The 12,255-nt window shown below is 46.5% G+C and carries 12 protein-coding genes; 5 read left to right on the top strand and 7 right to left on the bottom strand.

What is annotated here, in order from left to right; all coding sequences use genetic code 11:
* Window positions 1-8 precede the first annotated feature (8 nt).
* Window positions 9-1,778 carry a mechanosensitive ion channel gene (locus H6H02_RS15635; protein WP_190819335.1) on the top strand — a complete coding sequence of 590 codons (1,770 nt, stop codon included), beginning with the start codon at window positions 9-11 and terminating at the stop codon, window positions 1,776-1,778.
* 74 nt (window positions 1,779-1,852) lie between these two features.
* Here H6H02_RS15635 and H6H02_RS15630 read toward each other — a convergent pair whose 3' ends face one another.
* Window positions 1,853-2,485: an ankyrin repeat domain-containing protein gene (locus H6H02_RS15630; protein ID WP_190819334.1), complete on the bottom strand. Its 633-nt coding sequence runs from the start codon at window positions 2,483-2,485 to the stop codon at window positions 1,853-1,855.
* Between the two features lie 220 nt (window positions 2,486-2,705).
* Here H6H02_RS15630 and H6H02_RS15625 point away from each other — a divergent pair, with 220 nt between their 5' ends.
* Window positions 2,706-2,858: a hypothetical protein gene (locus H6H02_RS15625; protein ID WP_190819333.1), complete on the top strand. Its 153-nt coding sequence runs from the start codon at window positions 2,706-2,708 to the stop codon at window positions 2,856-2,858.
* A gap of 94 nt (window positions 2,859-2,952) precedes the next feature.
* Here H6H02_RS15625 and H6H02_RS15620 read toward each other — a convergent pair whose 3' ends face one another.
* Window positions 2,953-4,359: a GTP-binding protein gene (locus H6H02_RS15620; RefSeq protein WP_242040735.1), complete on the bottom strand. Its 1,407-nt coding sequence runs from the start codon at window positions 4,357-4,359 to the stop codon at window positions 2,953-2,955.
* A 275-nt stretch (window positions 4,360-4,634) separates the two neighbouring features.
* On the opposite strand from H6H02_RS15620, the gene H6H02_RS15615 reads away from it, so the two are divergent.
* Window positions 4,635-4,898: a DUF3146 family protein gene (locus tag H6H02_RS15615; RefSeq protein WP_190819330.1), complete on the top strand. Its 264-nt coding sequence runs from the start codon at window positions 4,635-4,637 to the stop codon at window positions 4,896-4,898.
* A gap of 70 nt (window positions 4,899-4,968) precedes the next feature.
* Here H6H02_RS15615 and H6H02_RS15610 read toward each other — a convergent pair whose 3' ends face one another.
* The 3 genes from H6H02_RS15610 to ntcA form a co-directional block, all read right to left on the bottom strand.
* On the bottom strand, window positions 4,969-5,376 hold the full coding sequence (locus H6H02_RS15610; protein WP_190819328.1) for a pre-16S rRNA-processing nuclease YqgF: 408 nt from the start codon (window positions 5,374-5,376) through the stop codon (window positions 4,969-4,971).
* A gap of 74 nt (window positions 5,377-5,450) precedes the next feature.
* Window positions 5,451-7,052 carry a DUF3084 domain-containing protein gene (locus H6H02_RS15605; protein WP_190819326.1) on the bottom strand — a complete coding sequence of 534 codons (1,602 nt, stop codon included), beginning with the start codon at window positions 7,050-7,052 and terminating at the stop codon, window positions 5,451-5,453.
* A 247-nt stretch (window positions 7,053-7,299) separates the two neighbouring features.
* Window positions 7,300-7,968: a global nitrogen regulator NtcA gene (gene ntcA / locus H6H02_RS15600; RefSeq protein WP_190819325.1), complete on the bottom strand. Its 669-nt coding sequence runs from the start codon at window positions 7,966-7,968 to the stop codon at window positions 7,300-7,302.
* 378 nt (window positions 7,969-8,346) lie between these two features.
* Here ntcA and fabI point away from each other — a divergent pair, with 378 nt between their 5' ends.
* Both fabI and hisB read left to right on the top strand, forming a co-directional pair.
* Window positions 8,347-9,123, top strand: coding sequence for an enoyl-ACP reductase FabI (gene fabI, locus H6H02_RS15595; protein ID WP_190819324.1), 777 nt, complete (start codon window positions 8,347-8,349; stop codon window positions 9,121-9,123).
* A 153-nt stretch (window positions 9,124-9,276) separates the two neighbouring features.
* Window positions 9,277-9,921: an imidazoleglycerol-phosphate dehydratase HisB gene (hisB, locus tag H6H02_RS15590; protein ID WP_190819320.1), complete on the top strand. Its 645-nt coding sequence runs from the start codon at window positions 9,277-9,279 to the stop codon at window positions 9,919-9,921.
* Window positions 9,922-10,050: 129 nt separating this feature from the next.
* Here the strand turns inward: hisB and H6H02_RS15585 are convergent, their stop codons facing one another.
* On the bottom strand, window positions 10,051-11,178 hold the full coding sequence (locus H6H02_RS15585) for a WG repeat-containing protein (protein ID WP_190819312.1): 1,128 nt from the start codon (window positions 11,176-11,178) through the stop codon (window positions 10,051-10,053).
* A gap of 212 nt (window positions 11,179-11,390) precedes the next feature.
* Complete coding sequence (locus tag H6H02_RS15580) at window positions 11,391-11,792, bottom strand: hypothetical protein (RefSeq protein WP_190819310.1); 402 nt, start codon at window positions 11,790-11,792, stop codon at window positions 11,391-11,393.
* Between the last annotated feature and the right edge of the window lie 463 nt (window positions 11,793-12,255).

Here is a 12,255-nt window from a genome sequence, read left to right as displayed (position 1 = left end):
AGAACACCATGAATGGAACTTGGCAAGGAATTACACTCACTCTCTTTCGAGAGGTGCCACTCAGGTTGAACGGGTTTTTAGCACAGAGTACACCCGTACCGGCGGCTGAAACCGCTCCGGCAACCAATAATTTTGCGTTTGACAATATTTTTTCAAATCTTGGACTAGGCAGTTCGCTAGTGGATCTGATTAAGGCGATCCTAGCGTTAGTCGTTGGCTTGATCATAGCTTCACTAGCGGCGGCGGCGGTGCGAGGCCTGCTGAATCGCACGGACATCGATAATCGTTTAGCAGCGTGGATTACGGGTCGCCAAGGCGCTGAAGATGGGCCGCCTGTGGAGAAATGGATCTCCAGCGTGGTGTTTTGGCTGATTATGCTCTTTGCCATCGTTGCTAGTTTACAGACTCTAAAACTAACAGCGGTTGCTGGTCCTCTTAACACTCTGTTAGAGCAAGTCACCCAGTTCATCCCCAAACTGGTCAGTGCAGCGATTCTTTTAGGAATTGCCTGGGTACTGGCAACTTTGACAAAGCTAGTGGTGACGCGGGGACTGCGGGCGCTGCGGTTAGACGAACGTTTGGGCGAGCAAACGGGAGGTCCGACACCGGGGGGTACGACACCAGGGGGTACAACGCCAGGGGGTACGACGCCAAGAACAAACCAGTATTCTCTGAGCGATACCTTAGGGAATGCTCTGTACTGGTTTATCTTTTTGCTATTTCTGCCGTTGATCTTAGATGCCCTACAGCTACAGCAGGCACTGGGTCCAGTTAATAACCTGCTGAATCAAATTTTGGCAGCCGTACCCAATATTTTGACGGCTATCGTCATCGGTGCAGCGGGATGGTTGCTGGCGCAGGTGGTGCGGCGGATTGTCACGAATCTGCTGACAGCAACCGGAACGGATCGGTTGGGTGCGAGGTTTGGAATTTCACGGGCAACCGGCGGACAGACGCTCTCTTGGCTGATCGGGACAATTGTTTTTGTCCTGATTTTAATCCCGACCGCGATCGCTGCGCTCAATGCTTTGGGAATTGCGGCAATTTCGGTTCCGGCGATCGCCATGTTGACCCAAATCCTCAACGCGATTCCGCTAATCTTTACAGCAGCGTTGATTCTAGGTCTCGCTTATGTGGTTGGACACTTTGTTGCCGAGTTAGTCACCAACATCCTTACCAGCGTCGGATTCAACAATATTTTCTACTGGCTGGGACTCCAACCTAGACCCTACACCCGCGCCACGCCAATTCTACCTGCGGCTCCAGAGGCACAAAGACCGCCTACTGGACAAGACACCGTCCTTCAGCAACCCACGCCTCCCACCCGCACCCCGTCAGAACTCGCCGGGATTGTGGTATTGGTTGGCATCATGCTGTTTGCGACAGTGGCAGCAACCAATATTCTGCAAATTCCGGCGTTGACTCTGTTGGTCAGCGGCATTGTGGTGATATTAGGTCGCATTCTCGCCGGTTTGGTGGTGTTTGCGATTGGTCTATATCTTGCGAACCTCGCCTTTAACTTGATTACCAGCTCCGGTACTCGCCAATCGCGGATACTTGGACAAACTGCTCGGATTGCGATTATCGCCCTGGTTTCAGCAATGGCGCTGCAACAGATGGGAATTGCTAGCGATATCGTTAACTTAGCTTTTGGTTTGTTGCTAGGAGCGATCGCAGTCGCGATCGCGCTTGCTTTCGGTCTGGGTAGCCGCGATGTTGCAGCTGGGCAAGTCCGCGAATGGCTGGCATCCTTTAAAGAAGATAAAACGTCTCGCTAATCACAAATTTTCTCGGTCAGTTAAAGTAGGGTGGGCATCCGTGTCCGCCCTTTTCAAATGTTCCTCACGCACCATCATTCCTTAGCACCTGCTTGCTTGAGCAAATCAATTATCTTGATGTATCCTTTGTAGTTGGCAATGTCTAGGGGTGAATTTCCCTGTTTGTCTCTTTCCTGTACGTTAGCCCCTTGGCTAATTAGCTTTTTGACATTATCAATATTATTTCTAGCGATAGCCAATAAGAGTTTTTCATTTATATTCTCGCTTTGCAGCAAAGATTCTTCCCAGTCTTTCCAAGACTCTTCTAATTCTTGCTTTTCCTCTATTTCTAATTCCTTTTCAATATCTTTAAGAGTAAAAATCAGGCGATTAAGTATCATTTTTTGCTTTTGATTTAGCAAGGTTTCATTAATTTTTTCAATCCGTCTGTAAAGAAAGTCTTCAAAACCTCTGTTTTGCAAGACACTTCTGGCTAGTCTGGGGAGAAAGTAACACAAAGCTTCATCTGAAATAAGCCAAGCATCACAAATCATCATTGAACATTGCTCGTCGCTCATTTCATTTTTGGAAAATTCACCAAAATCTTGCTGAATCGCTAAATATTCACCTTCAAGCACTCCCTTTTCTGGAAGAATAGGGATGAGTAACGGTTTTTTTAAGCCTGAGAAAGCTTGGTTAATATCTTCTAATAGAGAACTATATTTCATTTTGCGAATAAGCAATTGTGAAAATCGGGAATCTATCAAAACTTACTGGTTGTAAAACTACCATAATATGAATTAAAAGAAATACCTGATAGCCTAGATGTTGTAAAAGATAATTTGTAAATATATTTTAAAAAAATCTCTTGCACCTCTTCCTAGCAGTTTTCAGGGTGCTAGTAAACGACTTTAATATATACAAAACAAGTAGTTTGCTATAAGGATAATGAGTTTAAAAAAAACAAAATATCATTTTCAGTGGTTGATGATTTTGCAAGTTGAATTAGATAAATATCAAGGAAGAAAAAACGGTAGTGGTATAGAATCAGTAGTGATAAATCCACTTTCACCCCCTACCGTACAAGGCTTTGAGCATTGAATATCACTACCTGTTTACCACTACCGAAAAAACAAGCGATCGCTTGTTTTCAAAAATAGCGATCACTTGTTTTCAAAAATAGCGATCGCTTGTTTTAACTTACTAATTTTGCACTCAACTCATTCTTAATCCGATTCAAAATTGAGGCTTCATCCAGCGAAGTCAAGATGCGACTCACCACGGCTTTTGGGCCATCTGGTCCCCAGGAAGCGCCATTCGCCAAGTAAGTTTTAGTGACTTGTCCAATCCCGTAAGAAGACACCCCAGAAACACCTGCCTGAGTCACAGCAACTGATAGGTAGGGACCTAAAGACACCCCACCAGTTGCGGGTGCTGAGAGTCCTAACAGACTTTTCAGAGAACTCAGTCCCAAAGTTGCCAAAAGTTCACTAGCGCTAATTCCACCCATACTGATGGCAATTTTTTGTAGCAGTCCCACCGCTCCCGGCTGGGTCATCGGGATGCCATAGAGTTTAGACAACGTGAGAATCATTGCCACGTCGATAACGGCACCGCTGAGGAGATCGACAACCGTGACCGGGTTGAGGGCGATCGCAACTGCCTTCGTCATCACCCCTTTCCAGATAATCTGATTCGCACTTTCATCGCGAATCTGCATCTTCCTAGCAATCATCTGTTCGTTCACATCATCGGCATACAGCATGGTGTTGAGCGCTACCAAAGCCTTGCCTTCCCGGTGCAAAATTTCCAAAATTTTCAGCTTCAAATCCAAAACTTGTGGCGATCCCGGTCGTCGCTGCACTGCCCTTGTTCCGTCAGGACGACGAACCGCCTGCGCCACCAGGGGAGAGGCAGCAACCATCACAATTTCATCCGGTGAGAGCAATTCCCGCACCCGTTCATCCCGAATTTTGCGGTAAATCGCCATCCGGTCGGCATCCGGATACTGGTCGATTTTGTTAAATACCAGCAACATCGGTTTACCGACTTCCCGCAATTGCGATAGCGCCTCGTATTCCACCTTGTTCATGTCGCCCGAAATGACAAACAGCAGCAAGTCTGCTTGTCTGGCAACTTGTCTGGCTAAGGTCTCGCGGGTTTCTCCGTCTACTTCGTCAATTCCAGGGGTGTCAATTAGCTCGATTTGGGAATTGCCTGCACTCGGCAGCGTGACTCGCAGGATATCGCGATCGCTTCCCGCCTCATTCTCCTGAGTCAGTTGCCAGTTGGCACCTTGATGGGTGCGGGTGACGCCATGAAGCGGTCCCGTTTCAAACACGTTCTGACCTAATAAGGCGTTCAGTACCGAAGATTTACCTCGTCCCACCATCCCAAAGGCGGCAATCTGGACGACTGAGCGATCTAACTTCTCCAGCATCGTTGCCAAATCATTAATCTCAGATTCCAGCCCCGTCCGCTCTTGAGCAGTGAGATCCAGATTGTCTACCAAGTCTCGCAGAGCATTTTGCGCCTTTTTGTAATTCAGTTCTGCTTGGATGTCATCAAAGCTCAAAATGGCGTTGTCTAGTTCCCGATCCAAATCTGTCGCGTCCGAGGTTTGTGAAGGGAACTGGCTGGTATTTGGGGTTCGGTCAGACGATAAACGGCTCAAAATTGCACCTTTTGTCCTCAGATGTTACTCTTCTTTCATCCTAGTCAATACCGATCTAGTCTGGCACTTTCCATATCCAGAGGGATATTTTTACACGGTTCGTGCCAGCTCAGTATCAGCTGTGAGAATGATGTTATCTCGAAGGCGATCGCAATAAGTTTAGTATTGTTGCTGCTAATAGGTATTTGATCGGCACAGCGATTGTGAGTTCTAAGCGTTTACCTCAAACTACTGCCCACGTCCGAATTACCCATCTTTCCTGGCAACGGGGCTTTCTAACAGGGGAAGTCACGGCAGCAGAATATGAATGGCAGTTCCAATGGTGTTTCCGACAGGGTCAATTGTCGGTGACACCTTCTTTGGGACGCGCTTTAATTCAGGAACCTCTGGGTCGATTTTTAGAACAGAAAGATTACCAGCTAGAGCCTGGAGGAGACTATGCATTTACGATTCGGGCAGAACTTTAAAAGTTTTGAGTTTTGAGTTTTAAGTTTTGAGTTCAGTTTAAATTAAGAAAGTTAAGAACGACAGAGTTTCCTAGTTCCTAGTTTCTCGTTGCTTTATATATCTTTCGATAAGGAGGATGGCAACAATGTCATCGATTGGTCGAGGAAGACTCCGCATACCTTGGGGAATCAGGCGTCCTAAACCTTGGGGAGGGTACATTTGCCAATAGCGATCGCGGGCTTCCAAGGTACTGTAGCGCTCATCTACCAGGACAATCGGCACCGACGTTGGGAACTCTTGCTGAAGTTTCTTTTTCCAAATTTTAGAAGTCGTTTGATCCCCCATCACTAGAGTATCAATCGGGAATTTTTCACACAAGTCAAGGAGCGTTGCGATCGCTGCTTCTGCTGGTACAACCTCGTGGTAATGCAGAGAATTGTCTTTCCCCACTACGGCTAAACCACACTTATCGCGTCCTGGATCGAACCCTAAAATCATCTGAATTGGCTAATAGCGAATTTACTAATGGTTAATTGTGATTAGTCATCACCTCATGACTAATGACGAATAAATTACATTCTTACCACAACTTCTCCGTCTTCAACCGCCTCCAAATTTAATTTCATGGGTCCTGCAATATAGGCGTCCTGTGCCACGACCGCCTTCAGAGAAACTGGCTTATTGAGCTTCTTCAACTGCTCGATAAACCGAATCAAGCTGACAATTCGATTGTCACCAACCTGAACCGTATCGCCCAAAATCCCCGCACGAGTGGCTCGGAACTGGGATGCTCCAAGCAGCAAGTCAATCCGCTGCCGAATTTGCTGGTCGGTCATGTTTGAAGGATCGGCAGATGTTGTAGCAACGACATCACCAGTGCGGAATACAACTTGATTGGGCGCGGCGTCTGCAAAGACTTGTACTTGCTTTTCTCCCTGCACATAGTTACCTGCCGAAAAAACTCGGACTACATAGTTTCGACCATCCTGAATCTGGTTGATCAGTTGTTCTACCTGCGCCTCTGTAATTTGCACGACCCGTTCGTTCGCCACCTTGTTGAGACCGGGTTGGGTTGCTTTAATCGCAGTCCGATTCGCTTCCCGCAACAGCTGCTCGATGACCTGTCGGGCTGCGGCTGGCTCGACAATGCGAAAAACGCCAGCAGCCAGAACCTGACCGCGTAGGAGAGCCAGACTACCCTGACGCAGAGTTTGATAGGACTGGTAATACTGTTCTAGGGTTGCCACTTCCTGCTCTAGGGAAGCTTGTTGTTTTTCAAGTTCTTTGAGGCGATTTTCACGCTGAGCAATCACCTCATCTCGTTGAGAAATCTTGTTGTCAAGTAGAGACAAGGCTTTGTCTCGTTGGGCAATTTGCTCGTCGCGATCGCTCAGCCGCTTCCTAAAGGCAGCAAGTCTCTCATCAAGTTGGGCAAGGGCTTGATCCCGCTTGACAATTTGCTCGTCGCGTTGGCTAATTGCTCGGTCTTGCTGGGCAATTTTTTGGTCGCGCTGAGTCACTTTCGCTTTAAATTCAGTAATTTCAGCTCTGACGCGATTTCGCTGCTGGAGCAGTTCTTGGCGTTCTGTTTGAAGTTGTTGGATTTCGGAACGTAGCGTCTTCGCTTGCCCAGACACAGAAGTAAGCTGTTTTTGGGTTTGCTGAAAGCTGCTGGCGACCCGACTCAATTCGCTTTGAGTTTGATTCAGTTGTGCCTCTGTCTGCCCTTGTTTAGCCAGCGCGGCTGCCAAAGATCGATTAATCGCATCTAAGCGCTGCTGGGCAACAGATTGCTGGGTGCGAGCTTGAGCGAGTTCCTTCTCTACTTGCTCTTTTTGGGCGGCGGTTTTGGCAAGTTCGCTTTCGGTCTTCCGTTTCTGCTCGTTTGCTTTGGCAATATCCTTACTTGCTGTTTTGAGTTTTTTCTGCACTTCTTGAAGTCTAAAAACTCCAATCCGCAATTGTTCGCTGGTCGCGAAGATGATTGTTAGTGTTGAGGCAGAAATTGTTAGCCCCGTCAAAATCGTTACCAAAACAGCTGTTTTGCGGGGACGCAGATTGAACAACGACAGGCGTGCTTTTCCCACGCGCGTGCCAATGCGATCGCCTACCGTTGCGATGACGCTTCCCAACACTAAAATAGACAAAATCAGGAAGAGCGCACTGTCGGTCATTGTCTGCTACAGTCATTCCAGTTACAGCCTATCGCATCGCAGGCTAGAGAAAGGGTTAACAGGAATTAAAGATCGAAGGTGAAATCGGAAAAGTTAAAGGTTGGAAGGTTGAAAACTCTCCGCTTAAAACCTGACACCTTTTAACTCAACTCCTGACTAAATGTTAAAACTTGATAACTTGCTCGCGCTACCATGCCGTTTTAACCGACAACCTAACCCACAACCTGACCAGAGCCTCTAGCTGTTTTCAAGTAAACTGCTGACTCAGTGTAACTGGGTTGTGTACCGTAATTTTTTTCTTGTGGATAGAAATCATTTTTTCCTCCCGCAAATCTCCCAGTAAGCGGGTGACAGTTACCCTAGTGGAGCCGATTGCTTCAGCGATCGCTTGGTGAGAAAGCTTCAGATCGATCGTAATTCCATTGGCGCTAGGGACACCAAAATCGCGGCACAGAATTAACAGAAAACTCACCAAGCGCGATCCCATATCTCGGTGAGCTAAGGTCTCAATCATCATTTCTGTTTGCAAAATGCGCGAAGAAAGCCCTCGCAGCATCAACATCGATAGCTCTGGATCTTTGAGTGATTGCTCTACTTGATCGATCGGTGCCGAAAGCAGCTCCACTGGCGTAAATGCTACGGCATGATAAAACCGATCTGAACGATGCCCCGTAATTAAGGACAAGACCCCAAAAACGCTGTTTTCTCGCAGCAGCGCCACGGTAATTTCTTCCCCGGCTTCATACACACGAGACAGCTTGACTGCACCTTTGAGCAAAAAGTATACCCGTTCAGCCGGGTCTCCTGGGAAAAAGATTGTCTTGCCCCGCTCAAAAGTTTCCACCACGGGTGGAAACGCCCCACCTCCCAATTGACGGAACACAGCTGCTAGCGGTCTATCTTGCGTCACTACCACTTCCTTCTTCCTAAATGCTGCCCTACAGACTTCTGCAACTTTCTGTCGGAGGAACTTTAACCATAGCAAAACAACTATGAGAGTTTTCTGACATTAGACACAGATAAACTGACTTCCCGGCGGTTTTTGTGCTATTCGATACATAATTTTAAAGTAGTCTACCCGGCGACGCTCTTTAGTTCTCTCACCGCTTAAGGCAAGTAAGATTGTTACGGGAAATTTAGATACTCGACAGTATCTGCGCCATCAGGTGTGATGCATGGTCAGTCGGGAGGCATGACCCTTACCCGTCCTGGACAGCCTCGATCAGAGCGATCGCGATCTTGAATACTCCCCTAAATCGGATATCCTCTAATATTGCCTTCAAAATCGACATTTATGCTAGATTTAACCGGAAAAAACGCCCTTGTTACCGGCATCGCCAACAACCGATCGATTGCCTGGGGGATTGCTCAGCAACTGCACCAAGCGGGTGCGAATCTAGGAGTGACTTACCTGCCAGACGACCGAGGTCGCTTTGAAAAAAAAGTGGCAGAGTTAGTAGAACCCCTCAGCCCCAGCTTGTTTTTACCCTGCGATGTCCAGAATGAGACCCAAATTCAGTCTACATTTGACGCCATCCGCGATAAGTGGGGCAAGCTAGACATCCTGATCCATTGTCTTGCCTTTGCGAACAAGGAAGATTTATCAGGTGATTTTAGCAACACTACCCGTGCTGGCTTCACTCAGGCTCTAGAAATTAGCACCTATTCTCTGGTGCAACTTGCCGGGTCAGCAAAACCGCTGATGACAGAAGGTGGCAGTATTGTCACACTGACTTATCTAGGCGGCGTTAAGGTGATCCCCAACTACAACGTGATGGGAATTGCCAAGTCTGGATTGGAAATGAGTGTCCGTTACCTGGCATCTGAACTAGGTCCACAGAATATTCGCGTGAATGCAATTTCGGCGGGTCCCATCCGCACTTTGGCATCCTCGGCGGTAGGTGGCATCCTGGATATGATCCATCACGTTGAGGAAGTGGCACCGCTGCGACGCACTGTAACTCAGAAAGAAGTGGGAAATGCGGCTGCTTTCTTGTGTAGCGATTTGGCAAGTGGCATTACAGGTCAGGTGCTGTATGTCGATGCGGGATACGAGATTATGGGGATGTAGAAAGAATCAAAAATTAAAAATTAAAAATTAAAAAGGAAAGATTCTGCTAATTTTTAATTTTTAATTTTGCATTTTTAAGGCTTTCGCGTCTCCCAGATGCTCAGGAACGTAGGATAATAAACTTAACTTTATTTTCTTGAGTGAGCATCTGCGATGCAGGCACGCGATCGCCAATTTCCACCTTCTCCAAGCATTGAACAGCTTTTGTCTCCTCGCATGGCAAGGGTTCCCCGCAAGACGGGGGAAACGGATGTCATCGTCACCGTCAAATTAGACGGGAATGGAACTTGCAATGCCAAAACCGGCATTCCGTTTTTAGACCATATGCTGCATCAAATCGCCTCTCACAGTTTGATTGATTTGGATGTGCAAGCGACGGGAGATTTGGAAATTGATGACCACCATACCAATGAAGATGTGGGAATTACCCTAGGAATGGCGTTGCATCAAGCACTGGGCGATCGTAAGGGAATTGTCCGGTTTGGGAATTTCCTCGCCCCTCTCGATGAAGCGTTGGTTCAGGTAGCGTTAGATTTTTCCGGACGTCCTCACCTCAGCTATGGCTTAGAGATTCCCACTCAGCGAGTCGGGACTTATGACACCCAGCTGGTGCGGGAATTTTTTGTGGCGGTAGTAAATCACAGCCAGATGACGCTGCACATTCGCCAACTAGATGGAATTAATTCGCACCACATTATTGAAGCGACGTTCAAAGCGTTTGCGCGATCGCTCCGCATGGCAATCGAAGTTGATCCCCGTCGTGGCGGTACGATCCCCAGTTCTAAAGGCGTGTTATAGGTCTCCTTGCAAATAAACCTCAATAAACGCAACGAGAGCCGGGGAAATTCAACAGGCTCTCGCTGCACTCTCCTGAAGCCTCCGCGACCGCTGACTCTCCATTCTCCTATGTTTTTAGATAGGAGACACTCAAGAGAGAGGTTTACGGATATAACCATATTTATTGCTAATCATAACTTTTGCTAACCCTTGCGAAAAAGAGCGAGCGCTATCAAATTGGGGCTTAATTAAGAACTTGCCACTCTTATTAATATAGCCCCATTTGTCGCCCTTCTTTACCGCTGCTAGGTCTTCTGAAAAGTTATAAATATTATCAAATTGTGGGGGAATGACAACATTGGTTGCCTTGTCAATATAGCCCACTTTATTGCTTAGCGCTATCCCCGCCAATCCTTGAGAAAAGCCCCCAGCCCAATCAAATTGGAGTGGAATAACAATATATCCCATTTTGTCAATATACCCCCACTTATTATTACTGGATATTACGGCTAGTCCTTCCGAAAAAAACTTAGCTTCATCAAATTCCAACGGAATAATAACATCTCCCCGATTATCGATGTAGCCCCATTTGTTGTCTTTTTTTACTGGCGCGAGTCCTAGGGCTGACTCAGTGCGATCGCTTATAGAAAAAGATTCAGCCGAATCAAACTGGGGCTGAATGACAAAGTTGCCTTTCTTATCGATATAGCCCCATCTTTTACCGATTTCTACCGCCGCAAGCTCTAAGGCTGACTCAGTGTGATCGCTCATAGAAAAAGATTCAGCCAAATCAAATTTTGGTTTAATTACCAAGTTGCCAATCTTATCGATATAGCCCCATTTTCCATCTATCTTTACCCCTGCCAGCCCTTGAGAAAAAGTCTTAGCCAAATCATATTTTGGTTTAATGACAAAGTTGCCACTCTTATTGATATAGCCCCAGTTGTTCTTTAGGTTGACTGCCGCTAACCCTTGGGAAAAAGATTCCGCATTATCAAATTGCGGTTTGATTGCCAAGTTGCCTTTCTTATCAAGATAGCCCCATTTGCCGTCTATTTTGACTGCTGCCAGCTCTTCTGAAAATGAATCAGCCCAGCTAAATTTAACCGGGATAACTATTTGCAGATTACGGGCTTCTCCCCCAGTTGCATCAAAATTAACTTGAGAAGTCCGAAAATTTGAGATTGCTTCACATCCAGAAATTAGAGCGATCGCTAATCCAAATAGGACGCTAGCAGCCGCGACAAGCAATCTGTTGTGGCAGGTTGCAATTTTCATAAAAGTACCCTATCCAATCGCAGCAAAGATTTAAGGAATCAATATTTGTTAATCATCTGAAGTAAACCCTGTTATTGTCAGTCAAATTGTAAAGCTTGCTTGTAATGCCTGACTAGATTAGGCTATCCGAATTTAGAGCTAAAAAATTAGAAAGACACCCAGCTAGCTGAGTGCCTCCGTTTTATATCAGCGCGTGTCTTACTATTTCAACATTAAGAAGGGGTGCGAGGAGCTGTTAGCACATCCCAAGCCGCTTTAGCAGCTTCGGCTAGGCGATCGCCTAAAGTTGACACTTCCTTCACAATGGACTCCCAGTTTTTCTCTGCGTCCATTTGGATGAGTTTGATCGAGTAGGAAATTCGCTCTGGATCGAACAGCTTATCCTGTTCAATCTTCTCCCGTGCTTGTTTCACTGCATTGAGATAGGCATCACGAGTATATTCACTAGCCGATTTCGTTTCTACCTGCGCCCGTTTTTTAATGGCGTCAATTAGTGCCATCGTTTCGCGCTTCAAATCTTCAGATTCGCCTGCCATATTTTCATCAACGATAGCCTTTGTCTCCGGGCTAACGGTTATGGCGGTTTCTGTATTATTAGGTACTTCTGTATTCACGGCTATATCTCCTTTGTAGGGTTTTGAGTGAAAAAGATTAGCTTTTAGTAAGGTTCGGCTGGTAATTTCAAAAACCGGAAAATTGAAGAAATGCTCGTACAGACCTATAGATCATCAGAGGTAGCTAATCTATTTGGGCAAGAAACGCGATCGCACTACCAATTGTGATAGCAACGGCTTGAGTTAACGTGTCGCGATTGTATATATGGTAGAGTTCGTAGGTTCATCACAGCTACTAAACCAATTCCTACCAAGGCACCCGTCCAACCACCAATGAACCAGTAGCTGACGGCAGTGATTGGCGCACTAAACAGACCTAATCAGGCAACGGTTCTAAACTGATTCACTCCGCTTGCTCTCGTTGAAGGCATCTGCTTAAATAAAGCGCTATATCAGAAATAGCATTTCGGTAGTATATTTCCTTCAGCCTATCGGTATAATTCCAGAGGGTTGTGGGGAGAAA

Source organism: Coleofasciculus sp. FACHB-1120, assembly GCF_014698845.1.
Classification (GTDB): Bacteria; Cyanobacteriota; Cyanobacteriia; order Cyanobacteriales; family FACHB-T130; genus FACHB-T130.
Note: the sequence above shows the minus strand (reverse complement) of the source record. Positions and strands in the feature narration are given on the sequence as shown.